Here is a 26,391-nt window from a genome sequence, read left to right on the forward strand (position 1 = left end):
TTACATGTGGAAACGTGCGACCGTTTGGCGAAGTTGTTCGGCCGTGCTGGCGAGCTCTTGCGAAGAAGCGAGCAGCTCTTGCATCGTTGCGTTTTGTTCTTCGGTTGTAGCCGCGACTTGTTCAATATTTTTAGCTGATTGTGATGAAATATCAATAATTTGATCCGCAAATGACGTCATCGTTTTTACTTTTTCATCAACGGAACGAATCGTTTCGTTCACCGTATCGCTTTCTGCTTGGACGCGCGCCATATCGGTAGAAATCATACGGAAAATATGCCCGACTTGTTCAACGAGCGAATGGCCGCATTGGAATGACTCGCTGCTTTCATGCATGACGTGCACCGCATGCGCCGTTTGCGTTTGCGACTGTTCAGCGAGCGTGCGAATGTTTCCTGCCGCATGCGCCGTTTGTTCAGCTAGTTTGCGCACTTCTTCTGCGACGACGCCAAATCCTTTTCCATGCTCGCCCGCTCGTGCTGCTTCAATGGCGGCATTTAATGCAAGCAAATTCGTTTGATCAGAAATGTTTGTAATAAAGCCGACGATTTGATGAATTTCTTTTGATTTATCGTTTAACGATTCAATGACGGAAGCGAGATGTTCAATTTGTTCGCGAATAAGCTTCATTTGTGCAACCGTTTGCTCTACTAGTGATGTTCCTTCATTCACGCGCTTCGTTGCTTCGTTTGTTCTTTTTGCTGTTTCGCTTACTTTGCTCATAACGGTCGTTAATGCATCGGATACGTTATGCACCGCTTCGTTCGTTTGTTTCGATACGTTTACTTGTTCATCTGCCCCTGATGCGACTTCGAGAATCGCTTGCGTAATTTGTTCGTTCGCTTCGGTCGTCGCTTCCGCGTTTAGACGCAACGTGTGCGACATGTCGTTTACATGCGTAGCAACCGCTTGAATTTGGGCGATCGATTGTTCAAGACCGTCCGCTAATTCATTCATCGCTTGCGAAATTTGTCCGACTTCATCCATTTCTGTATCCGTCAAGCGTTGGACGCGCAAATTGCCGCGCGCAAGCTCATGGCAAACGTCGACGACTTGTTTTAATCGTTTGCTTATTTTTCGGCTCACAATGACGAGGGAGATGACAGATAAAACGATCGCAACAACGACGGTAATCAACATCATAAAAATGTTTTTCGCAATCGTATCGTTCATTTCTGTCGTCAGCGCGCTTCGTTCATTGACAACGATGTTTCGTAACACATCGAGTTTTTCGATGCTCATATCGCGAATAGTTGCCGCTTTATTTTGAAAGCTAATGACTTGGAAAATGTCGATTTGTTCGCCGCGATCACGATACGATAACACCGCAGGTTGAATCGTTTTATAAAGCAATTCATTTAACTGATTTTCAATCGAAATCGTCGAGCGATATATCGTTTTCGCCTCCTCCGTCTGCATATGCGGCTCTAATTGTTTCATTTTATCGTTAAACTGTTTCGTTAAGTCGCCGTATTGCCAAAGCGTTTCTGGGCGGGGGTTTGTCATATAGTCGGTAATGACAATATATTTTTGTTTAAATAACGAGCCGAGGTCGGTAATTAAAATCGCTTCGTCGCTTTTTTGTTCGACTTGTTTGACGACGTTCGTTAAGTTATTGACGAGTAAAAATACAAAAATGAAAACGCTGACAAATAAAAGTGTAGCAAAGCTGAAAACGATCCCATACTTCCTGCCGATCGTCGTCGTTTTTTTCATTTGTTTTGTTTTTGGTTTTTTCTGAAAACGGATTGACCATCGCTTTTTCATCGTGAGGCCCCCTTCGCTTTTTTCTCATTATAGCATGACCGTTTAAAAGAAAGGGAGAGTATTTTTGGGGAAAATGCCACGAATTTTTTCACAAATTTTTTGTTGCAATCGGTTTCAACTTCGTTTACAATTCAAATCAACAAGGAATCCGAAGCGTTTTGGAGGAAATGAAAGTGACAACGATTAAAGATATTGCGAAAGCGGCTGGTGTGTCGGTGACGACTGTTTCGCGCGCGTTAAACGGCTATTCCGACGTCAGTGAAAAGACGCGCAAAAAAATTATCGACATCGCCAAGCAGCTCAATTACAGCCCGAATACGCTTGCGCGAAGCCTTGTCATGAACAAATCGAAAACGATTGGGCTGCTCGTTTCAGGCATGACGCGCTCAGCGGTAAAGGATAACTTTACGTTTGAAGTGATGACAGGCGTCAACGATTACATCGCCAAAACAGATTATGACGTCATTTTGTTTAATACAAATTCGACGAAACAAAGGGAAAAAACGTATTCGCAACTATGTCGCGAACGGCGCGTGGACGGCGTCATTTTGCAAGGAATTAAAACGGATGATCCGTACTTAACGGAAGTTGTCGAAAGCGACATTCCGTGCGTATTAATCGACATTCCGATTCAGTCCGACCGCGTCGGATATGTAACGACCGATAACGTATATGGAGCGAAAAAAGCGGTGCAACATTTGCTTGAGCTTGGGCATCGCAACATTGCGATGATGAACGGGCACGATTACGCTTTCGTCAGCAAGCAACGGCTGCAAGGATTTTATGAGGCGATGGAAGAAGCCAATGTGCCGATTCGAAAAGAGTGGATCGTTAACGGCGATTTTTCGGAAGAGATGGCGGAAGCGAGGGCATACGAGTTGTTTACAAACGAGCCGAATATTACTGCCATCTTTTGCGCAAGCGACTTAATGGCGCTCGGTGTCATGAAAGCGCTCAAACAGCTTCATTTGCGCGTGCCTGACGATGTATCGGTCGTTGGATATGATGACATTTTGCTTGCGTCATACGTATCTCCCGCATTAACGACGGTGGCGCAAAATAAATTTCAAATGGGTTATGAAGCGGCAAGCATGCTTATTGATATGTTGGAAGGAAACGAAGCGAAAGTTGTGACGTTGCGGACGCAACTTGTCGTGCGCGAGTCGACGGCGGAAGTGAAAAAAGGGTAATCCTTTTTTCATGCCGAAAATCCGAAACGTTTTGGAAAAATGACATTTACACGAGGAAAGGGAGTTTACGATGCTGCAATACAACTTAGGAACAGGCGAGTATAAAAACTGGATCGTATCAGAAGTCGCATTCAACCCGCATGCGCTCGGAAAATGCGAAGCGATTATGGCGCTTGGCAACGGGTATATGGGGCTTCGTTCAGCGACGGAAGAATCGTACGTCGGGCAAGTGCGCAATTTGTTTGTTGCCGGTACGTTTAACCAGTTTGATGAATATGAAGTGACAGAACTGCCGAATGCACCAGATGTCGTTGAGTTAGACATTTGGTTAAATGGCGAAAAGTTTTCGTTAGAAAAAGGGAAAATTATTCATTATCGCCGCGACTTAAATGTGAAAGATGCGGAATTAGTGCGCCACATCATTTGGGAAAATACGCGCGGCGAGCAGTTTGAGCTTACGTTTCGCCGCTTTGTGTCGCTAAAAAACTTACATCTCATCGGTATGAAGATGGAAATAAGACCGCTCAATTGCGACGCGGACGTTCACATTACATCCGGCATTAACGGGCAAATGACAAATAGCGGAGCGCAACATTTCCACGAAGGAGAAAAGCGCATTTTTGATAAAAAATACTTGCAACTTATTCAAACGACGACGGAATCGAAAATTGATTTTGTCGTCAATGCGGTCCATCGATATATGATTGACGGAAAAGAAGTCGAAACAGAGCCGCGCATGGCGATCGACCGCCGCAAAGTGTTTATTCAAGTATCGTTTCATGTCAAAAAGGGAGAGGCGTTCACGTTTGAAAAGCTCGCCAACGTGTACACAAGCCGCGACAAAGCGTACGACCATGACGCATACAGCCTTGATGTGATGCGACAAGAGGCGCTCAACGACTTAAAAGAAGAAGCGAAAAAAGGGTACGATGCGCTCTTTTCCGAAAACGTTTCGGAATGGAAAAAACGTTGGGAGCAAATGAACATTACGATCGAAAGCGAAAACGAATTTGACCAGCTTGCGATTCGCTTTGCGCATTACCACTTAATCATTATGACGCCAGCGCATGACGCGCGCTTTGGGGTTGCGGCAAAAGGGTTAACAGGCGAAGGATATAAAGGCCATTCGTTTTGGGATACGGAAATTTTCATTTTGCCGTTTTTCACATACACGTTCCCACATATTGCCCGCAGCTTGCTTGAATATCGTTACAACACGATTGAAGGGGCGCGCCGAAAAGCGAAAGCGAACGGCTATGAAGGAGCGATGTATCCGTGGGAGTCAGCGTTTACAGGCGATGAAGTGACACCGGTATGGGGCGCGGTTGATATTGTGACAGGAAAAGCGACGAAAATTTGGTCTGGCTTTATCGAGCAACATATTACGAGCGATATCGCGTTTGCGGTATGGCAATATTACAAAGTGACAGGCGACGAAGATTTTATGAAACGTTGTGGCTATGAAATGTTGTTTGATACCGCGACGTTTTGGGCGAGCCGATTAGAATGGAACGAAGAAAAGAAACAATATCACATTAACGACGTCATCGGTCCAGATGAATATAAAGAGCACGTCAACAACAACGCCTTTACGAACTATATGGCGCATTGGAACATTGAAACAGCGATTCGCTATTATGAAAGATTAAAAGAAAGCGATCCGGCATTGCTTGACGCGTTACACGAAAAAATTGGCGTGCATGAAGCATATAAAAAATGGAAAGAAAAAGTCGATCTCATTTACTTGCCACAGCCGCGCGAAGAAGATCTCGTCATTCCGCAAGATGATACGTATTTAACGAAACAAATTATCGACTTAACGAAATATAAAAAGCAAACGCGCGTTGGCACGATTTTTGAAGATTACAACCTTGAACAAGTGAACAACATTCAAGTATCGAAACAAGCGGACATTATGGTGTTGTTTTACTTGCTAGAAAATAAGTTTTCACAAGAAGTGAAACGAGCGAACTGGAACTATTATGAGCCAAAAACGCTTCACGATTCATCGCTCAGTTTATCGACACATTGCATTTTAGCGAGCGATATGGACGATCGCGAGCTAGCGTATCAATTGTTTGAACAAGCATCCCGCATCGACTTAGGTCCGAATATGAAATCATCGGATCACGGCATGCATACCGCCTCCATCGGCGGCGTATGGCAATCGGTCGTATGCGGATTCGGCGGCGTGCGCATGCTTGACGGAAAGTTACGCATTCATCCGAAACTTCCAAAACAATGGAGAAAACTATCGTTTCCAATATATTGGCGCGGTGATCGGTTAGAAGTAACGGTCACGCACGAGTCGCTCGTCGTGAAAAAAGTGACGAACGTTTGCGATGCCGTGACGTTTGATGTGTTCGGCACGACATACGAAGTAAAAGACGAAGTGACGATTCCACTTGCATGAAAGGATTTGACATGATGAACAAGGAACTAAAGGCAGTTATTTTCGACTTAGACGGTGTCATTACCGATACGGCAGAGTATCATTTTATCGCATGGAAACAGCTTGCGGAGGAATTAGGTATCACGTTTGATCGCGCGTTTAACGAGCAGTTGAAAGGGGTGAGCCGCATGGAGTCGCTCGAGCGCATTTTAGCGCTCGGCGGCCAAGCGGAGCGCTATACGATGGCGGAAAAAGAGGCGCTAGCCGACAAAAAAAATGAACATTATAAACAGCTCATTGCGCGCATGACGCCAGACGATTTACTTCCCGGCATACTCGATTTATTGCGTGAACTAAAACGTGAAAACGTGAAAATCGGCTTAGCATCCGCAAGTAAAAATGCGTTTACCGTCATCGAACGGCTACAAATTGGCGAATATTTCGATACGATCGTCGATGCGGCGAAAGTAAAAAACAGCAAACCGCACCCAGAAATTTTCTTGACTGCGGCTAAACAGCTACAAGTAGACCCGTCCGCGTGCGTCGGGGTGGAAGATGCACAAGCAGGTGTGGCGGCCATTCAAGCGGCGAACATGTTCGCCATTGGCGTCGGTGACGAGGAAGCGTTAAAAGAAGCGGACTACATCGTCCAAACGACAGCTGAGTTAACGTACGATGTAATTGTACGTGCATTTCATCGGGAATAAGGGAGCTCGTCTCCCTTCCAAATATAAAATGAATAAGAAAGGGGTCTTATATGATGAAAAAGAAACAATGGTTTGCGCTTAGTATGTCGACAATGCTTTTTGGAAGCGTTTTAGCGGGATGTGGCAGCGAAGAAAAAACAGCAAAAAATGAAGGAAGCGATAAGAAAGAAGAACAAGTAGAAGTCACGCTTGCAGGTTGGGGTGGCAACCCGATGGAACAAAAATTGTTAAAGCAAACGTTAGATGAATTTGAGAAAAAATATCCGAACATTAAAGTGAAACATGAAGTCATTTCCGATCAATATATGGATGTCATTAAAACGCGCTTAATTGGCGGCGAAGGTCCAGACGTATTTTATTTAGATGCGTTTGAAGCGCCAGCGATGATTGAAACAGGTGTTTTAGAGCCGCTTGATGACTACGTCACAGACGATTTTGACATCAACGATTTTGAAAAACCGCTTCTTGATGCGTTTAAAGGTCCAGACGGTAAAATATACGGCTTCCCGAAAGACTATTCGACGTTAGCGCTTTTCTACAACAAAAAAATGTTTGAAGAAGCAGGGCTAGACGTACCGAAAACGTGGGATGAATTGCGCGAAGCGGCGAAAAAATTAACAAAGGGAACAGAAGTGTACGGTTTCGGGGTAGCACCGGAATTAGCGCGCCTATACTACATCGCGGAATCAAAAGGCGGCAAAGTCGTGACAGACAACAAAGCAAGCTTTGCCGATCCGAAAGTCGTTGAAGCGTTACAGCCAATCGTCGATATGCGCTTAAAAGATAAATCAGCAGCGCAACCAAATGAAGTTGGCGCCGGCTGGGGCGGCGAAATGTTCGGTCAACAAAAAGCAGCGATGGTCATTGAAGGAAACTGGGCGATTCCGTTCCTACAAGAAACGTTCCCAAATACACCGTTCGGCACAGCAGAAGTGCCAACGATTGACGGCAAAAAAGGAACGATGGCGTATACAGTAGCGTACGTCATGAACAAAGATTCGCAAAAGAAAGAAGCGGCATGGAAACTTATTTCGTTTTTAACAGGAAAAGAAGGAATGAAAATTTGGACAAGTAAAGGATTTGCGTTGCCAACACGTAAATCGGTCGCATCTGAACTCGGATACGATAAAGATGAATTGCGCGCAGCGCTTGTTGCAGGAGCACCGTATGCGACCGTATGGCAAAACGGTACGAACTTGCCGATTATTATGAACAACTTTAACAACCAGTTTGTGAGCGCCTTTTTAGGTGAACAACCGCTTGCGGAAGCGCTCAAAAAAGCACAAGACATTGCGAATAAAGAAATTGAAGCGAAGTAACGGCTGAGGGGGATTCCCCCTCGCTGTTCCCTTCTTTCAAGTGAAGTGTTGCACAATCTTCACTTGAAAGAGGTGAATAGCAAGACAAAAGGAGATGAAAATATGTTTAGTCGTAAGCGATGGAAAGAAGCAGGAACGGCCTACACGTTATTGTCACCGACGTTATTTGTTCTTCTTTTATTCGTCATCGGTCCGATTTTATTTGCGATTTATTTATCGTTTCATAAAGTGCAGTTATTAGGAGGAGCAAGTTTTCAATTTGTCGGTTTCGACAACTTTACGCGCATATTAGACGATACGCGGGCAAAAATTGCGCTTTGGAATACGGCGAAATATGTGGCGATCGTCGTGCCGACGCAAACGATGTTGGCGCTCGTTTTAGCGGCAACGCTTAATGCGGGGTTAAAGGGAGAAAAGTTTTTCCGCATCGTTTACTTTTTGCCGACGTTAACATCATCGGCTGTTTTGACGCTTATTTTTATGTGGATGTACAACCAAAATGGTCTTGTCAACCACGTGCTTAAGTTTTTCGGCTTGCCGACATACAACTGGCTTGGCGATCCGTCTGTTGCCTTAAACGCCATTATGATTATGAACATTTGGTCGACAGCGCCGTTTTTTATGGTCATTTATTTAGCGGCATTGCAAGACATTCCGGATTCGTTATATGAAGCAGCGGAGCTAGACGGGGCGAACGCTTGGCATAAGTTTTGGTACGTCACTGTTCCGTATTTAAGACCTGTCACATCGTTTGTCGTCATTATGGGGTTAATCGGTACGTTCCAATTGTTTGACCAATCGTACATTTTCTCCGGCGGTTCAGGCGGACCGAACAATGCGACGTTAACGGTTGTTCTTCTTATTTATCAATATGCGTTTAAATCGCTCGGAACGATGGGATATGCGGCTGCGCTTGCGTTTGCGTTAGCGATCGTCATTTTACTTGCGACGTGGTTGCAGCGAAAATTTTCAAAAGAAGAGTCTCTTTACTAAAGGAGGGAAGATCATGAGAATAGGCAAAGCATTGTTATATACGATTCTCGCCTTATATGCGATCGTGACGATGATTCCGTTTTTATGGGCGCTTTCGTCATCGTTTAAAACGCTTGAAGAAATTGTGAGCGGTTCGATTAGTTTTATTCCGAAAGACTTTACGCTTGATAACTATAAACAAATTTTTATCGAACAAGAGCTATTTCCTCGTTGGTTTATGAATAGCGTCATCATTGCGGTGACGGTGACGATCTTAAACTTAATGTTTAACTCGATGGCAGGCTATGCGCTCGCTCGCCTTCATTTCCGAGGAAAACAGACGATTTTTATGATCATTCTTGCGGTATTAATGATTCCAGCACAAGTAACGATGATTCCGAACTATTTAATTTTAAAACAGCTCGGTTGGCTGAACTCGTATCAAGGAATGATTGTCCCAGCAATGATTAACGCGACATTCATTTTTATGATGCGTCAATTTTTCATTAACTTCCCGAAAGAGTTAGAAGAAGCCGCGGCGTTAGATGGGTTAAGCCGCATCGGCACATTTTTCCGCATCGTGTTGCCGCTCGCTCGCCCAGCGCTCGCCGCGCAAGCCATTTTCGTTTTTATGGGTTCGTGGAACGACTTTATGCGTCCGCTTATCATTTTATCCGATCCGAACTTGTTTACGTTGCCGCTTGGGTTAAATAGTTTTAAAGGACAATACATTAGCTATTGGAACTACATTATGGCGGCATCGATGGTATTTACAATGCCTGTCTTAGTCATTTATGCGTTTTTCAACCGTTACTTTATTAAAGGCATTTCATTTACAGGGGGAAAATGATCCCCCTTTTTTCATTTCTTCCCACTCACTATATTCGCTTATAAATAAAATGATATATCCTGTCACAATAATCCCAATACCGATTACTTTCATTAGTTGAATCCATTCTTGATTCATATATGACACCTCATCATGCATTGCTTATTCAATGTATGACGAGAAGGAGGCAAATGTGTCAATCCGCCCCGTATCCGACATCTTTATCTGGATGGGTGAACGGGGCTTGTCCGCTTCGTTTTTCTTCTAATAAGGCGTGGTTTTCAGGTGTATTCCAACCGATGTCGTTCGTCGGATGCACCCATTCATCACCGGCCATGACGCTTGGATCGGTTTCATCGCTCCATTCATTGAGCGGGGAGTGTGGCGAATTGTATTTACTGTCGCCGATGACGACCCCATATTTGTTTATAAATGGCGGCTGCATGCGTATATTTGTCCCTTTAAACGACGGCGCATGAATTTGATGCGGTTGCGTCTCATCGAAAATGGGCGATTCGATTTCTTTATCCATTGTGATCACCTCAATTATTAATGTGGCTTAGCGACGTATAAAATATGTTTCTTTGCGCGACATTACTTGTGAGGGGGAATCAATATGCGCTTTCCAATTGCATCTTTAAATGAACGAGACATCGCCGAAGTGCAACAATTTGAGCGAAAGCTTCGTGAACAAACGGGCGAAGACATCATACTCATTGCGTACAAAAAAGAACAAACATATAGACGAGGTGAACGATCATGAAACGAAAAGTAACACATGATGCCGCGAAGACGAACAACCAAACGCCGACGGAAAGCATGCCGAAAGACGAATTTGAAGCGCAATATGCCGGTGGAGAAGATATGAGCCGCGGCGCAAACCGAAATTCAAAAAAAGGACGGCAAGGAAAATGAAAAACAAACAAGCGGGCAAAACAGTTCCGATTCCAAGCGACATATTAAAGGAAGAATTCGGACACGAACAAGGCGACATCAATGCCTATAAAGTGATCGAGCTGTTAGAAGAAGCGAAAAAGGAAAAGAAAAAGTAGGAGGGATCTCTCTCCTACTTTTCGATTTCCAAACTATACGTCTCCGCTTTCATCGTCGTTTGGTTAAAGTAAACGATCAGCGCCATGTTGCAGCGGCGAATATGTTTCGTTTGTAAATAATGCGGCAAGTCGAAAGGAATCATTTCGACGACGGTATGTTTAAATAATTCTTTTTCGCTTAGCGAAAGAAGATGCGGTTGTTCGGACAGTTTTTCGTATACGCGCGCGCGTACATGTTTGTCCGTTTTTTCATCCCACCACGGTTTGCGCGGTTTTTGTTTTTGATTGCGCAAATAGTCGTATTTCATTAACGCTTCTACGATCGGCAAGTCGTTCGTCTGTAACGTTTGTAAAAACGAATAAAGGCGACGGAATAAATCTTCAAGTTGATGCCCGATGCGCGCCCAACCTTGTTCGTCCCAATACGTGCCGAACGCTTGGAAAAAGTCAAACGGTGTATCAAACAAATGGGTGACGATATATTCAATCGTTTCGTCCATGCGATGATCGTTCCAATATTTTTCGAGCACATCTTCCACTTGTTTTAACCGAATGATGTCATCAAACGAAAGCACATTGTTGCGCAAAATTTCATACGGCGCGCGGTCCATAAAGATGTAGCCGTACTCGTTTGCCTTGTGGCGAAGCCCTGTGCCGCGCAACATTTTTAAAAAGCCGAGCTGCAACTCTTCTGGGCGAAGCGCAAACACGTCGTTAAACGTTTTGCGAAACGATGTGTAATCTTCTTCTGGAAGCCCGGCAATTAAATCAAGATGTTGCGCAATTTTGCCGCCTTGTTTCACCATCGTGACGGTGCGCGTAAGCTTTTCAAAATTTTGTTTACGCATGACGAGCTTGTTGACGTCATCGTTTGTCGATTGCACACCAATTTCAAAGCGGAACAGCCCTGGGGGAGCTTCTTTATTTAAAAACTCAATGACTTCTGGGCGCATAATGTCAGCCGTAATTTCAAATTGGAACACGACGCCCGGCACGTGTTCGTCAATTAAAAATTGAAACATGTCCATCGCATAGCTGCGGCTAATGTTAAACGTGCGGTCGACAAATTTGATGACTTTTGCGCCGTGTTTCATTAAATAACGCAAATCTTCCTTTATTTTTTCGCGGTCAAAATAACGAACGCCAACTTCAATCGACGATAAACAAAATTGGCAGCTAAACGGACAGCCGCGGCTCGTTTCGACATACGTCACGCGCTTCGACAAATGCGGAATATCTTCAGGAAAGCGAAACGGTGACGGTACGTTTGCTAAGTTGATTTTATTTCTTTGCGGGTTAATGATCGCTTTCCCGTCTCGGTGAAACGCAAGCCCTGCAATGTTTGTCACATCTTCGCCACGTTCTAGTGCGGTAAGCAGCTGTTTAAACGTTTCTTCTCCTTCGCCAATGACGATATAATCAAACTCCGGCACGCGCTCAAGCCAATAAGAAACATCGTATGACACCTCTGGCCCACCGACGACGATCGTGACGGTTGGATGCACTTTTTTCAACAGCTGAATGACTTCAATCGTCTGTTCGATGTTCCAAATGTAACAGCTGAACCCGACGACATCCGGTTTGCGACGATACAAATCGGTGACGATATTTAACACCGGGTCTTTAATCGTATATTCAACAAGCTCCACATGAAACTCCGGCTGGGCGTACGCTTTTAAATATCGAATTGCCAAGTTCGTATGAATATATTTTGCATTTAACGTTGTACAGATAATGTGCACTGCAAACGACTCCTTTATATGTAGGTTGCAACGAACAATTATATCATATCCGAAGGGAAGGAAAAAGGGTGCCCTTTTTGTGAGGACACCCTTTGTATTATGCTGAAATTTGATTTTCCGCCCGTTTCGTTTTGCCGCGGTTCGATACCATAAAGAAAATGAATGCGACAACGACGACGGCATATAAGATGAACCAGATGTTGAAGCCGCCGACGATGAAGCCCATGCCGAGCATACCGGCCGCTAAAATGTAATATGTCATCGGAATGAGCGCTTTGCGAATTAAGCTTCCTTCTTGACCGACAAGACCGACTGTCGCGGAAGCCGCAACGACGTTATGAACGCAAATCATATTTCCAGCAGCTCCACCAACCGCTTGCAACGCAACGACGACCGCAGCACCTGAAGCAGATAAACCGATGCTTTCCGCTGTACCGAATTGGAAAAGCGAGAACATCATGTTGCTGAACGTGTTACTTCCAGCGATAAACGCTCCGAGCGCACCGATGAGCGGCGCAACGATCGGCCATGCGGAACCGGCGATGTGCGACACCCCTTCCGCCAATACGAGCGGCATGCTTGCCAGTTCTTCTGTTTTTGAGTTAATAAAAATGTTGATCATCGGCACGGCGAAAATGAGCGCGGACCCTGCGCTTAATGCCGTTTTAAACGAATCGCTAAACGCTTTTTTGTAGCTTGCTGCATCCATCTGATGTAAAACGTATGTGACGAGCGAAACGATTAAGAAAATCGTCCCCGGTAAATAAAGCGGTGTCGATTTAATCGCAATGCCGGAGTTAAACAAATTGTCGATTAAAATCGTGACGCTTTCTCCTGTTAAAAACGTTTTTACTTCCGTTACTGTGCGCGTAATGACGAGCAAAATCGCCACTAATACGTATGGGAACCATGCGTTTAAAAGCGAAATGCGCTTTTTCCCTTGCCCGATGTTCGTTTGTTCGTTGTTTAAACGACCGATCCATTCTTGTTCCCAATTGTTGCGATGTTCGAAATCAAACGTATCTTTCGGCATAAATAACCCTGCTTTTGCCGCTGGTACGACGATGACGAGACCGATTAATGAACCGAGCAACGACGGAAACTCTGGACCGAGCACGTTCGCGATGATCGCATATGGAACGGTGAAAGCAAAGCCGGCGAGCATCGCAAACTTCCAGACGCGCAATCCTTCACGGAACGAACGGTTTTTGCCGAAAAAGCGCGTAAGCATTCCGACCATAATAAGCGGAATAAACGTTCCGACCATCGCATGAATAATGCCGACGTTTGCGGCAATTTGCAATAAGTAATCTGTAAACTCCATATCGCCAATTGCTTTCATGACCGCTTCTTGGTTCGCAAGGCCGGTGTTTACTCCGACGAGGATTGGTGTTCCAATCGCTCCGAAAGAAACAGGCGTACTTTGAATAATTAACGCAACTAACACAGCCGCCATCGCTGGAAAGCCGATCGCAACGAGAAGAGGTGCGGCGATCGCAGCTGGTGTACCGAATCCTGCTGCGCCTTCAATAAATGAACCGAACAACCAAGCGATAATGATCGCTTGAATGCGGCGGTCAGGTGAAATGTGAATAAACCCTTGGCGAATCGTTTCGATCGCGCCGCTTTCTTTCACCGTATTTAAAAGCAACACCGCTCCAAATACGATAAACATAATTTCAATCGCTGTTTTTATGCCGTTGACGCTTGCGGCAGCAACGACGTTTACTTTCGTTCCCCAAACGAACAACGCAATCGCGGCTGTGACGACGAGCGCAACAGGCATCGCGCGGCTCGCTGGCCATTTTAACACGACGAGAAATAAGAAAACTGTTAAAATTGGCAATAGTGCGATAAATGATAACATACCGATACTCATATGCATCCCCCTTTGTTCAATATGATGATGTAATTCCTTATCCCCTTATCATAAGGTCATACAATCATCTGATGAGTATATCATAATGTAAGCGCAACCAATTTTCAATATGAATATTTAAAAATTTTTCACAGTTATTTTGTAGAAAAATATGATATGATATTCTATTTGTATGGGGGAGCAAACAAGAAACAATGGGGTGGACAACGTGTACAAACAAATTAAACCGAAAAAAATATATGAAGAAGTAGCGGAAGCGATTTTACATATGATTCAAACGGGTCAGTTAAAGCCCGGCGATAAACTCGATTCCGTTCAACAGCTAGCAGAAAATTTCCAAGTTGGACGGGCGGCCATTCGTGAAGCGCTGACGGCGCTTCGGGCGATGGGGCTCATTGAAATGAAACAAGGGGAAGGCACATACGTGCGCGAGTTTGATCCAGCGATGTTATCGTTTCCGATTTCTGCAGCGGTGCTCATGAATAAAGAAGATGTCGCTCATTTATTAGAAGTAAGAAAGCTGCTTGAAGTTGGTGCCGCAGGCGTTGCAGCGAAACGAAGAACAGACGAAGATTTGCGCGCGATGCAAAGCGCCCTTACGCAAATGCGCGAAGCGATTGGCGACGAAGAGCTTGGCGAAAAAGCGGACTTTTTATTTCATATGGCAATTGCCGCAGCAACGAAAAATCCGCTATTAGTGAGTTTAATGAACAACGTCTCAGGCATGATGATGGAGACGATGCGCGAGACGCGCCGCATTTGGTTGTTTGCCAAACAAGCGACGACCGAACAGCTGCTTGAAGATCATATTGCTATTTTTGAGGCGATTCGCGAACAAAACGCCGAACTTGCCCAAGAGCGAATGAAAGACCATTTAGGTCATGTCGAAAAAGTGCTGTCCGACTATATTTCTTCATAACGGAGGGGCTTCCTCCGAACGTACTCATCAGATGACCGGTTGACTAATTTGGCAATTAGATGTAAAGTGAAAAAAAGAAAACGTTTTCTTGGAGAGGGGATCGGGAATGAACGTTACATTATTTGTTACATGTTTAGTCGATTTGTTTCACGTCAACGTCGGAAAAGCGACAGTCGAGCTACTAGAGCGGCTTGGCTGTACGATTCATTTTCCCGAAGCGCAAACGTGCTGTGGACAGCCGGCGTACAATAGCGGCTATGTAAAAGAAGCGAAAGAAGCGATGAAACATATGATTCGCACGTTTGAACATGCCGAATATATCGTCACGCCATCTGGTTCATGTGCGACGATGTTTAAAGAATATCCGCACATTTTCAAAGGCGACGGTGAATGGGAAGAGCGGGCGAAACGCGTGGCCGATAAAACGTATGAATTGACGCAATTTATCGTCGATGTGCTACAAGTGGAAGATGTCGGGGCGCGGTTAAAAGGAAAAGCGACGTATCATACGTCATGTCATATGACGCGCTTACTTGGCGTGAAAGATGCGCCGCTTGCGCTTTTGCAACATGTGAAAGACCTTGAAGTCGTGCCGCTTCCAAACGCGCACAATTGTTGCGGATTTGGCGGTACGTTTTCCGTCAAAATGGGGCCGATTTCGGAACAAATGGTCGATGAAAAAATTGAATGTATTGAACGAGTCGAAGCAGATTATTTAATCGGAGCCGATTGCGGCTGTTTAATGAACATCGGCGGGCGCATCAAGCGAAAGGGAAAGCCGATTCGCGTCATGCACATTGCCGAAGTGTTAAATAGCCGATAAAGGGGGGATTCATATGGCGATGAAAATTAACATGGGAGAATTTCACGAGAGAGTGGAAAAAGGGATTCATAATACGTTCATGCGCGGAGCGGTGGCAGGAGCGCAAGAGCGGCTGCGCACGCGCCGATTGGAAGCAGCAGCGGAGCTCGGCAATTGGGAACAATGGCGCGCGCTTGGGGAAGAAATTCGTCAACATACGCTCGAAAACTTAGATTATTATTTAATGCAATTAAGTGAAAATGTAAAAAAGCGCGGGGGGCATGTGTTTTTCGCGCAAACGGCAGAAGAAGCGAACGACTACATTTGCCGCGTCGTCGAAAGCAAACAAGCGAAAAAAATTGTGAAATCAAAATCGATGGTGACCGAAGAAATTCATATGAACGCCGCCCTTGAAAAACTCGGATGCGAAGTCATTGAAACAGACCTTGGCGAATACATTTTGCAAGTCGATGACCACGATCCGCCATCGCACATCGTCGCGCCTGCGCTTCATAAAAATAAAGAACAAATTCGCGACGTATTTAAAGAAAAGCTGGCGTATACAAAAACAGAAAAGCCAGAAGAATTGGCGCTTCATGCGCGCCATATGCTTCGCAACGAATATATGACGGCAGATGTCGGCATTACCGGATGCAACTTTGCCGTTGCGGAAACAGGTTCGATCACGTTAGTCACGAACGAAGGAAACGCCGATTTAGTGACCGCTTTACCGAAAACACAAATTACGGTCATGGGAATGGAGCGCATCGTACCGACGTTTGAAGAAATGGAAGTGCTCGTCAGCTTACTGACACGAAGCGCCGTCGGGCAAAAATTGACGAGCTACATTACGGTATTAACAGGTCCGCGCGATGAAGGGGAAGTGGACGGACCAGAAGAATTTCACCTCGTCATTGTCGACAACGGACGTTCCGATATTTTAGGAACGGAATTTCAACCGGTGTTGCAATGTATTCGTTGTGCGGCTTGCGTCAACGTTTGTCCGGTATACCGTCATATCGGCGGTCATTCGTACGGTTCGATTTATTCCGGACCGATTGGGGCCGTCTTGTCGCCGCTTCTTGGTGGCTATGACGACTATAAAGAGTTGCCGTATGCATCGACGTTATGTGCAGCTTGTACAGAAGCATGTCCGGTCAAAATTCCGCTCCATGAACTGTTGTTAAAACATCGGCAAACGATTGTTGAACGGGAAGGAAAGGCGCCGATTTCGGAAAAGTTAGCGATGAAAGCGTTCGGGCTTGGCGCGGCATCGTCCATGTTGTATAAACTCGGTTCAAAAATTGCACCGACGGCCGTCAATCCGTTTACAGTAAACGACCGCATTTCGAAAGGCCCAGGGCCGTTAAAAGCATGGACGGATATTCGCGAATTTCCAGCGCCAGAAAAAGAACGGTTTCGCGACTGGTTCAAACAAAGGGGGGAAGAGTAATGGAAGCTTTTTTACAACGCCTCGCTTCTCGTCTTGGACGTGATATGCCTGCATTTGTTGAACGTCCGCAATGGAAACATGCGCCGCAACAGACGGTATTTCAAGGGTATAGTCAAGACGAGTTACTTGATGAATTAAAAAAGCAATGTACCCGCATTCATACGACGCTCGTGGAAACGACAACAGATGGGCTCTGTCACACGATCGAACAAGTCATTGACGCCCATGGCGGCGGACCGATCGTTGTCGCAAATGATGAGCGATATGAACAAGTCGGTTTATCTTCGTTTTTAAAAAGAGAAGATGTGCACGTATGGGACGTATCGCTCGGACGAGCAAACATTGAAGCAGCGGAAAAAGCGAACATCGGTATCACATTTAGCGACATAACGTTAGCGGAATCCGGAACGGTCGTGTTGCTTAATGATCGCAACCAAGGGCGGACGATTAGCTTTTTACCGAAAACGTACGTGGCGATCATTCCGAAAAGTACAATCGTTCCGCGCATGACGCAAGCGGCGCGCCTCATTCGCGAACAAAAACATGTTCCGTCATGCATCAATTTCATTACAGGTCCAAGCAACTCCGCAGACATTGAAATGAATTTAGTCGTTGGGGTACACGGACCGATGAAAGCGACATATATCGTGATTACCGATCAATGAGCAGCGAATGAGCTGCTCTTTTTTAATCCGATCAGATTAGTAAAATTTTCAGAATGTTAAGAAGGAATGAAAACAGATGTAGCGAATATACATGATATGAAGAGGGAGTAGTGGGGAGGGAAAGCGTTTGAGTTTGAAAGATATGATGGAGGAATCCGTATTCGTTCAGCTTTCAAAACGAGAGAAAGAAGCGATCGATGAGCGAATGAGTCGGTATGATTTTATGTTGCAACAAGTGACAGATGCGATGATTATTGTGAAAGATGACGGGGCGTTCGTTGACGTCAACGATGCGGCGTGCCGTTTATTTCGTACGCCAAAAGAACAACTGTTGCGAAAAAAATTTCAAGAATATTTATACCTTGTACCTGAACATATTTTTCAATTTCAAAAGCAAATGTTGCGCAAATTTGGGGCGTACGATGATGAACTCGTCGTCCGTTTAGCCGATGGTGAATTGAAACATGTGCAACTATTTATGCGCCGCCATCAAAAGCAACAATTTGATTTATATATCATCCGTGACATTTCCTCGAAAAAAGCGCTTGAGCGTGAACGAACGATTAACGAAACGTTATTTAAAGATTTGTTTAATCGCGCAGGCGACGGCATCGTTATTTTTGATGGACAAGGTCGCTTCATTGACGCCAATCCTTCCTTTTGTGCAAGCGTCAACGTAAAAAAAGAAGATTTGTTCAAGCTTTCGATGCAAACATTTATTCCGATTGAATATCACGATTTATTCGATCAACTGTTGCTTACGTTAAAACGAAACGGAACGGTATCAAGCGAGCTTCCATTTATTTTAGGCGACGGCATGCAAAAGTTGTTTGAATTGACGTTGACAGCGAACGTGCATAGCGGCTTTTTTATGGCGATTATGCGCAACGTGACAGAAAAACGAAACATGGAAATGAACTTACAGCGAAGCGAAGAACGATTTCGCGCCATTTTTGAACAAGCGCACGAAGCGATTATTATTTGCGATGATTTTGGAAACATTTTGCGCGCCAATCCAGCCGCAAGCCGAACGTTTGAGCTACCGCTTCACGATCTCGTCCATGCGAACTTATTGCAGTTTATCGATGGAAAAAATAAAAAAGTGCGCGACGTGCTGCGCCAATTTTTCCGCGATGGGCAAATTCGCGATGAACTGACGTTTCATATGCCAAATGGCGAAACAAAACAGCTTGAATTTACATCGAAAAAAGGCGCCATTAACGGCTACCATTTAACGATTTTTCGCAACGTCAGCGAACGAAGAAAAATGGAAAAGCAGTTGCGCGAACAAGAACAAAAGTTTCGCAGCGTATTTAATCATGCGATGGACGGCATCGTGCTCATTGACGATAAACAGCGCATTTTTGATGCGAATCCTGCCGCCTGCCGCATTTTTGCCCTTCAAAAAGAACAGCTAATGAAAAAGAGCTTACATACGTTTATTGCAAGCAACGATTTAAATAAATTTCACATGTGGCTGAGAAATGAAGAAGAAGAAAAAGAGTTTGCGCTCATCGATGGCGAAGGAAAGAAAAAAATTGTGGAATTATCGTTTAAGCCAAACATTATTGAACATGTCGGGTTAATGATGGTGCGCGACATGACCGAGAAAAAAGAAATGGAAGAACAGTTGCGCAAGTCTGATACGTTAAACGTCGTCGGGCAACTAGCAGCAGGCATCGCTCATGAAATTCGCAACCCGATGACAGCGTTAAAAGGATTTATTCAACTATTGCAAGGAAGTATCGGCAATGATTGCGAACAATATGATATGTACTTCCACGTCATTATGTCAGAATTAAAGCGCATTGAGTCAATTATTACTGAATTTCTCGTGTTGGCGAAACCGCAAGCCATTCATTATGAACGAGGCGACGTGGTGAAAATTATGCAAGAAACGGTCGATTTATTAAGCGTGCAGGCGACGATGCATAACATTCAAATTGAAGCGACGTATGAACAAGTGCCGCTTATTTATTGCGAACCGAAGCAATTAAAACAAGTGTTTATTAACATATTAAAAAATGCGATTGAAGTGATGCCAAACGGCGGCACGATTACCGTTTCTGTTTCACGTGTCGAAGAAGGCATACGCATCGCCATCCGCGATGAAGGAAGCGGCATTCCGAAAGAGAAAATAAAAAAATTAGGGGAGCCGTTTTATACGACGAAAGAGCGTGGAACGGGGCTCGGCTTAATGGTCAGCTATAAAATTATTGAAGAACATGACGGGCGCATTGATGTCGAGAGCGAAGTAGGCGTTGGCACGACGTTTTATATTACCTTGCCAATTACTAATGACATGCATGAAAGAGATATAGTACAATAGACTTATATGTCAAGACAGCTAAAGAGGTGAATCGCATGTTATTTAAGCGCCTTCGTCCGTCATTAAACGAATTGCTTGAAAAAGGGACAGACTATTCGTTTCAAGGACGATTTATCGACACGTTATCATACAACCATTTTACGACTGAAGATTTCGCAAAGTTAAAACAAATTGATGAACTCATTTCACCGTACAAACAAGAGATGGTTCGTCTTTTTTATGAGGGGCTGAAACAAGTGCAGCCAGAAGCGGCAAATGCGGTGACTGAAGCGCGCATCGAAGCGTATATGAACGCCTTTTTTACGATGGAACGCAACCGCGCGTACGTCGATGAATCGCTTCGCTTTTTCCATTTGTTGCGCAAACAAAAAGTGAATGTCGGAAAATTGATCGTTGCCTTTAATCATTTGAATTTCTTTATTTTAACAACGTTGTTATCAAAAACCGCCCTTGCGCCGAAACGTTGTTTAACATTGATGGAAACGTTGCAGCGGGCGATTAATATTGAGCAACAGCTTCTCGTTGAAGTGTACACAGAAACGATGATGGAACAAATCGCAAGCGGAACAGAAATGTTGATGGAACAAAATGCGGAAATTATGTTTATTAAAGATTTACTGCAAGCGCTCGATCAACAAAATAGCGATGTACAAATGGTGACGGCGGCGACGGAAGAAATGACGACCGCCGTTTCGGAAGTGGCGCACGCGGCGACCGTCATCGCCGAAAAAACGACGACATCCGTTGAACAGGCGGAAAAAGGGCAACAAATGATGACGGAAGCGTTTGAAGAAATTATGGAAACGTCCGAACAGTTTACGAACATGGTTGATCGTTTTGAACATTTACAACAACATTTAAGCGCGATTGAAAAAGTGATGCAGCTTGTCAACGGCATTGCGGATCAAACGAATTTACTCGCGTTAAACGCTTCGATTGAAGCGGCACGTGCAGGGGAATACGGAAAAGGATTTTCCGTCGTTGCGGAAGAAATTCGGAAGCTTGCCGATCATACGGTACAATCGCTCGGCGAAGTGCAACGAAACGTCGGAGAGTTGCGGACGATTTCATCGGAAGTATCATCGGCCATTTATTCAACGTCATCGACGATTCGTCAAGCGGTTCGTCAAGCGCAAGAAGCGATGCCTTTATTAAACGAAATCGTATCAGCGATGGGCGACATTCAAGATAGTACAAATACGAATGCTGCGGTTGCTGAACAACAAGCGGCGGCTGTCGATGAAATCGCAAACCGAATGGCATCGATTGCCTCATTAACAGAATACGTTCGCGAGCTTGGTGAAAAAACAGGAAAGACGGTTCATGCGTTAAGCAAAGCGATCGACCGTTTCCGTTTACATTTAGTTAACGAAAACAATATTAAACTATCTGCGAAAGCGTTATTGCATTTAGCGAAAACGGATCACTTATTATGGAAATGGCGCATTTACAATATGATTGTCGGCTACGAAACCGTTCGTCCAGAAGATGTCGCTTCTCACCATCAATGCCGATTAGGAAAATGGTACTTTGATGAACAAACGAAAAAACAACTGAAAGGCACACCAGCGTATGAAAAGCTCGATGCCCCTCATGAACGTGTGCACGTCGCGGCGAAAAAAGCAGCGGAAGCGTACGCAAAAGGCGATATAAAAGGTGCCGAAGCGCAACTGCAAGAACTCGAACAAGCATCGACCGAAGTCATTCGTCTTATTGATGAACTAATGGAAAAAGTAGAAAAAGAACGGACGTTTGAAACCCACCTTGCGTAAGGTGGGTTACTTTTTTACAATATGGGACAACGCAAGTGCGAAAATTAAAATCGTTCCTTTTATTATATCTTGGGCGTAGTACGGCACGTTCATCATCGTCAGCCCGTTTAACAACACCCCGATTAAAATTGAACCAAGCAGCGTGCCGATGACGTTCGGTTTGCCTGCGCCAAAGACGGAAAAGCCGATAAAGGCGGCAGCGACGCCATCCATTAATAACGATGCCCCTGCCGATACTTGTCCGGTGCCGATGCGCGAAGCAAGAACAATGCCGCCTAAAGCAGCGAACAGTCCGCTAATCATATACGCAACCGTGCGGTAACGATCGACGGGAATGCCGGTGAGCCTTGCTGCTTCGCGATTTTCGCCCGTCATATAAAACAAGCGACCGAATTTCGTATACGTTAAAAAAAGATGAGCACAAACGATGACAAAAAGCATAAGCAACACAGAAAATGGGATGCCAAACAGCTCTCCTTGTCCGATAAATAAAAACGATGGAATAAATTTTCCCGGCGCCGTTCCGCCTTCTGGGAGCGGCATGTCGTTGTAAATCGAAAATCCTTTCGTATACGTCAATTGTACGCCGTTAATGATATACATGACCGCTAACGTCGCCAATAAATCGGGCAAGCGAAGGCGAATGATGAGAAAGGCGTTCAGCAATCCAACGAGCACGCCGAGAAGAAGCGGAACGATGAGCGCGACGAACAGCTCTTGGCGATGTAAAACGAGCGCGGAGGCGCTTGCGATTGTCGCTAAACTGACCGTTGAGCCGACCGATAAATCAAATCCATCGACAATTAATGAAAACGTAATGCCGATCGCAACGAGCGTGACGATCGAAATCGAACGTAAAATGTCGCTAAAGTTTGCATACGTAAAAAACGAATCGAGCGTGATGCTGAAAAAACTAATGACGACAACGATGGCGATGATCGTTCCGTATTTGTATAAAAACTTCATCTCATGTCACCTCCTGTTGTATCATGGACGAGCTGTTCGTATGTCGCTTCTTGGGCGTCTATTTTTTTGATGAAACGACCGTCGACCATGACGTAAATCGTATGTGCAATGCGAAGCAGCTCTTGAAACTCGTTCGTGAAATAAATGATCGCTTTTCCTTCTTCAGCAAGCGAGCGAATGATCGAAAATACTTCTTCTTTCGCGTGCACGTCAATGCCTTTTGTCGGCTCGTCAAAAAGAAATACGTCGCTGTTCGTTTGCAGCCATTTGCCGATGACGACTTTTTGTTGATTGCCGCCGCTTAAGTTTTTTGCCAAGGCGGCCGGCGAGGATGGACGAATATGTAACGATGAAATGAGCGATGTCGCGATCGTGCGCTCGCGTCGTTTATGAATCCATTGCCATTTCGAAATGTTCGACAATAGGCGCACCGTCAAATTTTTTTCTACCGTTTCGTTCATAAATAATCCTTGTTTTCGGCGCTCTTCTGGAATGAGACAAACGCCTGCTTCGATCGCATCTTTTGGCGATGTCCACGTTTGTTTTTTCCCGCGCACGATGCGTTCCCCTGTCGTGTTCACATGGGCGATGATGCTTTCTGCTAATTCTGTTTTTCCTGCGCCGACGATGCCGGCAATGCCGACAATTTCCCCGCGTCGTACAGCAAGGTCTACCGTCGTTTTCGTTTTTGGAATGTATAGTTGTTTCACTTCAAATATCGTTTCTTCACTTTTTTCCCGCGCAAAAGTGTTGCGCGTCTCCGGTTGCCGCCCGACCATATGGCGCACGATTTGTTCCGTCGGAAGCGATACATCACCTTCATATACAACTGTGCCGTCGCGCAAAATCGTCATCCGGTCGCAAATGCGTTTTACTTCGTGCAATTTATGCGAAATGTAAATAAACGACACGCCTTGTGCTTTTAATTGTTCAATCATCGCAAATAGCCGTTTCGTTTCTTCTTCGCTTAACGAGGCGGTCGGCTCGTCTAAAATAATGTAGCGAGCGGAAGAAGAAAGGACGCGAGCGAGTAAAATAAGCTGTTTTTCATGGAGCGAGCACGTTTGGACGGACGCATCAGGCGACACATGCGCCAAACCGACGCGCTCAAGAAGTTGTAACACAAACGCCCGCTTGTTCGTTTTTGAAAACAACATGTTCGGTTGTTCAACAATTTGTTCAGCGAGCACATTTTCATATACGGATAGGGCAGGGAATAACGCCGCATCCACTTCTTGCACGACATGTCCGATGCCCGCTCGCTTCGCATCTCGCGGGGAAGAAAACGTATACGACCGTCCGTCGATGTCAATCGCTCCGCTCGTTGCTTGCAGGTGACCAGCTAAAATGTTCATTAACGTGCTTTTTCCTGCGCCGTTCATACCTAAAAGGGCGTGAACTTCGCCCGGTTGGACATGGAAGTTCACGCCGTTTAATACGGTGACATCGCCAAACGAATGGACGATTTGTTTCATAGAAAGCCCGCTCATTGTTTTTTCACCTGTTGTTCGAGCGTTTTCATCCATGGAGAGACAGCGACGTTTGATTGTCCCCAGCCTGAAATGTAGTTGTGCAGTTCGCCCATCGACACTTGTTGATCTGGTAAGTCGGAACGTTTCACTAAATGCGGTTCAAGTGAATAAATGTTTGGCGTTTTTTCCCCTGCAATTTTTTGATACGCAAAGCGCACTTGCACGCGTCCGACTTCCGCTGGATCGGTTGCTGTCGTTGCGACCCATGGGCTATTCGGTTGTTGAATCATTTGTAAATCTTCATCGCTTAAGTCGATGCCGTACACTTTAATTTCTGTTCGACCTGCTTGTTGAATGGCGCGCGTTGCTCCTTTGGCGAACTCGTCCCACGTCGCAAACACCGCATCAATATCGCCTTTGTTCGGATATTTTTTCAAAATTGCTTCCATTTGCGTTTGTGTATCTAAAGCGGTGTTTGCGCTCGCTGTACCGAATTTTGCGACTTCTTTTATGTTCGGATATCGTTTTTGAAACGCTTCGTAAATGACGTGGCGCCGTTCCATCGGCGTAAAGCCGCCGACCCAAATCGTGACGATTTCGCCTTCACCGTTTAAATCTTCCGCTAACGTTTTTAACGTTTTCCATGCTAAGCTGTAATCGTCTTGGTCAATGACAGTGACACTCGGAATGTTTAAATCATTATCAAACGCGACGACGTGAATGCCTTTTGCTAGCGCTTTTTCCACAGGGGCTTTTAGCGCATCCGCCCGTCCATGGTCTAATAAAATCGCATCGACGTTTTGGTTAATCGCCGTTTCGACGTACGATGCCATTTTCGTTAAATCGTTATCCGCGTTATAAATTTGCACGTCGCCGCCAAATTTTGCGACTTGTTCTTTCACACCTGCGATATATTGCGATGAAAAGGTGCCGATCGACATTTGCATAATAGCGGCAATTTTAATCGGTTTGTTTAGTGCGGCTGGAATGTCCGCTCCTGTTGTTTCATTCGTTTGTTTCGTTTCTTCTTTCGGTTGTTGTGCCGGTTTAGAAACGGCATCTTGTTCGTTCGTGCATCCGGCTAATAGCGCCAAAAGAAGCACGAAGGCAAGCCATACATTTCTCATGCGAATACCTCCTCAAATAATGTCGGCAGTTTTGTTGCGTAATCGCCAAAAATGATGCCTTTTTCGGTAATAATGCCGGTAATGAGTTCATGCGGTGTGACGTCAAAGGCAGGGTTGTAGACGTTCACATTCGGTGCGATACGCACGCCGCCGATATGCGTCACTTCTTCTTTAGCGCGTTCTTCAATCGGAATGTCGTCGCCTGTTTTCGTCTGTAAGTCGATCGTTGAGAGCGGGGCGGCGACGTAAAATGGGATGTTGAACGCTTTTGCTAAAATGGCTAGACCGAACGTGCCGATTTTGTTTGCTGTGTCGCCGTTTGCGGCGATGCGATCCGCGCCGACGATGACAGCGGAAATGCGTTTTGCTTTCATCGTTTGCGCGGCCATGTTGTCGGTAATAAGCGTCACATCGACGCCGGCTTGTGAAAGCTCCCAAGCGGTGAGCCGTGCCCCTTGCAAGACAGGTCGCGTTTCACACGCATACGCATGAAGCGTCATTCCTTTTTCTTTCGCTAAATGAAACGGAGCAAGCGCCGTTCCGTAGCGCGCCGTCGCAATCGCCCCGGCATTGCAAATCGTCATGATGCGATCGCCGTCTTGAAAAAGGGAAAGGGCATGTTCGCCGATGCGGCGGCATACGTCTTCATCTTCTACTTGAATGCAAATCGCTTCATGAATGAGCGTCGTTTTCGCTTCGTTGACGGATTTTGCTTGCGCGACGCTTTTCATAAGCCGATCAAGCGCCCAAAATAAGTTGACAGCGGTCGGACGCGAGCTAGCTAAATAGTCGCGGTCGCGCTTTAACTCGGCATGAAATTGCGCTAAGTCGTCTGTCTCATACGATTTTGCCGCAAGCGCTAAGCCGTAGGCGGCAGTCGTGCCGATTGCCGGCGCCCCGCGCACTTTTAACGTCACGATCGCATCCCATACGTCTTTTATGTTTTTTAATTCCAAATATTCCGTCTTATGAGGCAACGCTTGTTGGTTTAAAATTGTGATATGTGTATCGTGCCATTGTACAGATTTCATTGTCTT

At 45.3% G+C, this 26,391-nt stretch carries 24 protein-coding genes; 15 read left to right on the forward strand and 9 right to left on the reverse strand.

All coding sequences use genetic code 11. From position 1 onward, the window contains the following. The gene (locus tag HNR63_RS03685) at window positions 1-1,767 is read right to left on the reverse strand and encodes a methyl-accepting chemotaxis protein (protein ID WP_181519810.1); all 1,767 of its coding nucleotides are present in this window, start codon (window positions 1,765-1,767) and stop codon (window positions 1-3) included. A 173-nt stretch (window positions 1,768-1,940) separates the two neighbouring features. Here HNR63_RS03685 and HNR63_RS03690 point away from each other — a divergent pair, with 173 nt between their 5' ends. The 6 genes from HNR63_RS03690 (at window position 1,941) to HNR63_RS03715 (ending at window position 9,197) form a co-directional block, all read left to right on the forward strand. Then, entirely contained in the window at window positions 1,941-2,957 is a 1,017-nt protein-coding gene (locus HNR63_RS03690; RefSeq protein WP_181519915.1) for a LacI family DNA-binding transcriptional regulator, read from the forward strand. Window positions 2,958-3,027: 70 nt separating this feature from the next. Next, a complete protein-coding gene (locus HNR63_RS03695; protein WP_181519811.1) occupies window positions 3,028-5,370 on the forward strand; it encodes a glycoside hydrolase family 65 protein in 2,343 nt (780 codons plus the stop codon). Then, window positions 5,367-6,056 carry a beta-phosphoglucomutase gene (gene pgmB / locus HNR63_RS03700; RefSeq protein ID WP_181519812.1) on the forward strand — a complete coding sequence of 230 codons (690 nt, stop codon included), beginning with the start codon at window positions 5,367-5,369 and terminating at the stop codon, window positions 6,054-6,056. The genes HNR63_RS03695 and pgmB overlap by 4 nt, the downstream gene beginning before the upstream one ends. 53 nt (window positions 6,057-6,109) lie before the next feature. Next, the gene (locus tag HNR63_RS03705; RefSeq protein ID WP_035063014.1) at window positions 6,110-7,375 is read left to right on the forward strand and encodes an ABC transporter substrate-binding protein; all 1,266 of its coding nucleotides are present in this window, start codon (window positions 6,110-6,112) and stop codon (window positions 7,373-7,375) included. A gap of 102 nt (window positions 7,376-7,477) precedes the next feature. After that, entirely contained in the window at window positions 7,478-8,368 is an 891-nt protein-coding gene (locus HNR63_RS03710) for a carbohydrate ABC transporter permease (protein ID WP_085788474.1), read from the forward strand. A gap of 13 nt (window positions 8,369-8,381) precedes the next feature. Beyond that, on the forward strand, window positions 8,382-9,197 hold the full coding sequence (locus HNR63_RS03715; protein WP_181519813.1) for a carbohydrate ABC transporter permease: 816 nt from the start codon (window positions 8,382-8,384) through the stop codon (window positions 9,195-9,197). Here HNR63_RS03715 and HNR63_RS03720 read toward each other — a convergent pair. Together HNR63_RS03720 and HNR63_RS03725 are read right to left on the reverse strand one after the other, a co-directional pair. Next, a complete protein-coding gene (locus HNR63_RS03720; protein WP_163151045.1) occupies window positions 9,177-9,314 on the reverse strand; it encodes a hypothetical protein in 138 nt (45 codons plus the stop codon). The two genes, HNR63_RS03715 and HNR63_RS03720, sit on opposite strands and share 21 nt — an antisense overlap. A 58-nt stretch (window positions 9,315-9,372) precedes the next feature. Then, on the reverse strand, window positions 9,373-9,708 hold the full coding sequence (locus HNR63_RS03725) for a DUF3905 domain-containing protein (protein ID WP_181519814.1): 336 nt from the start codon (window positions 9,706-9,708) through the stop codon (window positions 9,373-9,375). A gap of 84 nt (window positions 9,709-9,792) precedes the next feature. Here HNR63_RS03725 and HNR63_RS03730 point away from each other — a divergent pair, with 84 nt between their 5' ends. From HNR63_RS03730 to HNR63_RS03740, 3 genes are read left to right on the forward strand one after another with little or no spacing between them, the layout of a single operon-like run. Continuing rightward, on the forward strand, window positions 9,793-9,939 hold the full coding sequence (locus HNR63_RS03730; protein WP_021094290.1) for a hypothetical protein: 147 nt from the start codon (window positions 9,793-9,795) through the stop codon (window positions 9,937-9,939). Beyond that, window positions 9,936-10,091: a hypothetical protein gene (locus HNR63_RS03735; RefSeq protein ID WP_006321568.1), complete on the forward strand. Its 156-nt coding sequence runs from the start codon at window positions 9,936-9,938 to the stop codon at window positions 10,089-10,091. The genes HNR63_RS03730 and HNR63_RS03735 overlap by 4 nt, the downstream gene beginning before the upstream one ends. Then, entirely contained in the window at window positions 10,088-10,228 is a 141-nt protein-coding gene (locus HNR63_RS03740; RefSeq protein WP_181519815.1) for a hypothetical protein, read from the forward strand. Before HNR63_RS03735 ends, HNR63_RS03740 begins: the two co-directional genes overlap by 4 nt. 14 nt (window positions 10,229-10,242) lie before the next feature. Here the strand turns inward: HNR63_RS03740 and HNR63_RS03745 are convergent, their stop codons facing one another. Together HNR63_RS03745 and HNR63_RS03750 are read right to left on the reverse strand one after the other, a co-directional pair. Next, window positions 10,243-11,970, reverse strand: a complete 1,728-nt coding sequence (locus HNR63_RS03745; protein WP_181519816.1) for a DUF4080 domain-containing protein — start codon at window positions 11,968-11,970, stop codon at window positions 10,243-10,245. Between the two features lie 97 nt (window positions 11,971-12,067). Beyond that, entirely contained in the window at window positions 12,068-13,849 is a 1,782-nt protein-coding gene (locus HNR63_RS03750) for an L-lactate permease (RefSeq protein WP_181519817.1), read from the reverse strand. A gap of 172 nt (window positions 13,850-14,021) precedes the next feature. Between HNR63_RS03750 and HNR63_RS03755 the strand changes: the two genes are divergently transcribed. The 6 genes from HNR63_RS03755 (at window position 14,022) to HNR63_RS03780 (ending at window position 21,789) form a co-directional block, all read left to right on the forward strand. After that, window positions 14,022-14,768, forward strand: a complete 747-nt coding sequence (locus HNR63_RS03755) for a FadR/GntR family transcriptional regulator (protein WP_181519818.1) — start codon at window positions 14,022-14,024, stop codon at window positions 14,766-14,768. A 106-nt stretch (window positions 14,769-14,874) separates the two neighbouring features. Continuing rightward, entirely contained in the window at window positions 14,875-15,591 is a 717-nt protein-coding gene (locus HNR63_RS03760; protein ID WP_181519819.1) for a (Fe-S)-binding protein, read from the forward strand. 13 nt (window positions 15,592-15,604) lie between these two features. After that, a complete protein-coding gene (locus HNR63_RS03765) occupies window positions 15,605-17,023 on the forward strand; it encodes a LutB/LldF family L-lactate oxidation iron-sulfur protein (RefSeq protein WP_181519820.1) in 1,419 nt (472 codons plus the stop codon). After that, the gene (locus HNR63_RS03770; RefSeq protein ID WP_181519821.1) at window positions 17,023-17,688 is read left to right on the forward strand and encodes a LutC/YkgG family protein; all 666 of its coding nucleotides are present in this window, start codon (window positions 17,023-17,025) and stop codon (window positions 17,686-17,688) included. The genes HNR63_RS03765 and HNR63_RS03770 overlap by 1 nt, the downstream gene beginning before the upstream one ends. Before the next feature lie 142 nt (window positions 17,689-17,830). Further along, a complete protein-coding gene (locus HNR63_RS03775; protein ID WP_181519916.1) occupies window positions 17,831-20,017 on the forward strand; it encodes a PAS domain-containing sensor histidine kinase in 2,187 nt (728 codons plus the stop codon). Window positions 20,018-20,052: 35 nt separating this feature from the next. Continuing rightward, a complete protein-coding gene (locus HNR63_RS03780) occupies window positions 20,053-21,789 on the forward strand; it encodes a methyl-accepting chemotaxis protein (protein WP_181519822.1) in 1,737 nt (578 codons plus the stop codon). Between the two features lie 6 nt (window positions 21,790-21,795). Here the strand turns inward: HNR63_RS03780 and HNR63_RS03785 are convergent, their stop codons facing one another. Genes HNR63_RS03785 through mtnA form a run of 4 tightly spaced genes read right to left on the reverse strand, consistent with a single transcriptional unit; the run spans window position 21,796 to window position 26,385 of the window. Continuing rightward, on the reverse strand, window positions 21,796-22,755 hold the full coding sequence (locus HNR63_RS03785; protein ID WP_181519823.1) for an ABC transporter permease: 960 nt from the start codon (window positions 22,753-22,755) through the stop codon (window positions 21,796-21,798). Then, window positions 22,752-24,245 (reverse strand): sugar ABC transporter ATP-binding protein, encoded by a 1,494-nt coding sequence (locus HNR63_RS03790; RefSeq protein ID WP_181519824.1) that lies wholly within the window; start codon window positions 24,243-24,245, stop codon window positions 22,752-22,754. Before HNR63_RS03790 ends, HNR63_RS03785 begins: the two co-directional genes overlap by 4 nt. Continuing rightward, the gene (locus HNR63_RS03795) at window positions 24,242-25,354 is read right to left on the reverse strand and encodes a sugar ABC transporter substrate-binding protein (RefSeq protein WP_181519825.1); all 1,113 of its coding nucleotides are present in this window, start codon (window positions 25,352-25,354) and stop codon (window positions 24,242-24,244) included. Before HNR63_RS03795 ends, HNR63_RS03790 begins: the two co-directional genes overlap by 4 nt. Further along, window positions 25,351-26,385, reverse strand: coding sequence for an S-methyl-5-thioribose-1-phosphate isomerase (gene mtnA / locus HNR63_RS03800; protein WP_181519826.1), 1,035 nt, complete (start codon window positions 26,383-26,385; stop codon window positions 25,351-25,353). Before mtnA ends, HNR63_RS03795 begins: the two co-directional genes overlap by 4 nt. Between the last annotated feature and the right edge of the window lie 6 nt (window positions 26,386-26,391).

Origin of the sequence: Anoxybacillus ayderensis (assembly GCF_013761015.1) — a bacterium.
GTDB classification, from domain to species: Bacteria; Bacillota; Bacilli; order Bacillales; family Anoxybacillaceae; genus Anoxybacillus; species Anoxybacillus ayderensis.

Coding starts and splice junctions, on each gene's coding strand:
- HNR63_RS03685 (WP_181519810.1), bottom strand. CDS start 1,767: ATGAAAAAGCGATGGTCAATCCGTTTTCAGAAAAAACCAAAAACAAAA.
- HNR63_RS03695 (WP_181519811.1), top strand. CDS start 3,028: ATGCTGCAATACAACTTAGGAACAGGCGAGTATAAAAACTGGATCGTA.
- pgmB (WP_181519812.1), top strand. CDS start 5,367: ATGAAAGGATTTGACATGATGAACAAGGAACTAAAGGCAGTTATTTTC.
- HNR63_RS03705 (WP_035063014.1), top strand. CDS start 6,110: ATGAAAAAGAAACAATGGTTTGCGCTTAGTATGTCGACAATGCTTTTT.
- HNR63_RS03710 (WP_085788474.1), top strand. CDS start 7,478: ATGTTTAGTCGTAAGCGATGGAAAGAAGCAGGAACGGCCTACACGTTA.
- HNR63_RS03715 (WP_181519813.1), top strand. CDS start 8,382: ATGAGAATAGGCAAAGCATTGTTATATACGATTCTCGCCTTATATGCG.
- HNR63_RS03720 (WP_163151045.1), bottom strand. CDS start 9,314: ATGAATCAAGAATGGATTCAACTAATGAAAGTAATCGGTATTGGGATT.
- HNR63_RS03725 (WP_181519814.1), bottom strand. CDS start 9,708: ATGGATAAAGAAATCGAATCGCCCATTTTCGATGAGACGCAACCGCAT.
- HNR63_RS03730 (WP_021094290.1), top strand. CDS start 9,793: ATGCGCTTTCCAATTGCATCTTTAAATGAACGAGACATCGCCGAAGTG.
- HNR63_RS03735 (WP_006321568.1), top strand. CDS start 9,936: ATGAAACGAAAAGTAACACATGATGCCGCGAAGACGAACAACCAAACG.
- HNR63_RS03740 (WP_181519815.1), top strand. CDS start 10,088: ATGAAAAACAAACAAGCGGGCAAAACAGTTCCGATTCCAAGCGACATA.
- HNR63_RS03750 (WP_181519817.1), bottom strand. CDS start 13,849: ATGAGTATCGGTATGTTATCATTTATCGCACTATTGCCAATTTTAACA.
- HNR63_RS03755 (WP_181519818.1), top strand. CDS start 14,022: ATGGGGGAGCAAACAAGAAACAATGGGGTGGACAACGTGTACAAACAA.
- HNR63_RS03760 (WP_181519819.1), top strand. CDS start 14,875: ATGAACGTTACATTATTTGTTACATGTTTAGTCGATTTGTTTCACGTC.
- HNR63_RS03765 (WP_181519820.1), top strand. CDS start 15,605: ATGGCGATGAAAATTAACATGGGAGAATTTCACGAGAGAGTGGAAAAA.
- HNR63_RS03770 (WP_181519821.1), top strand. CDS start 17,023: ATGGAAGCTTTTTTACAACGCCTCGCTTCTCGTCTTGGACGTGATATG.
- HNR63_RS03775 (WP_181519916.1), top strand. CDS start 17,831: ATGATGGAGGAATCCGTATTCGTTCAGCTTTCAAAACGAGAGAAAGAA.
- HNR63_RS03780 (WP_181519822.1), top strand. CDS start 20,053: ATGTTATTTAAGCGCCTTCGTCCGTCATTAAACGAATTGCTTGAAAAA.
- HNR63_RS03785 (WP_181519823.1), bottom strand. CDS start 22,755: ATGAAGTTTTTATACAAATACGGAACGATCATCGCCATCGTTGTCGTC.
- HNR63_RS03790 (WP_181519824.1), bottom strand. CDS start 24,245: ATGAGCGGGCTTTCTATGAAACAAATCGTCCATTCGTTTGGCGATGTC.
- HNR63_RS03795 (WP_181519825.1), bottom strand. CDS start 25,354: ATGAGAAATGTATGGCTTGCCTTCGTGCTTCTTTTGGCGCTATTAGCC.
- mtnA (WP_181519826.1), bottom strand. CDS start 26,385: ATGAAATCTGTACAATGGCACGATACACATATCACAATTTTAAACCAA.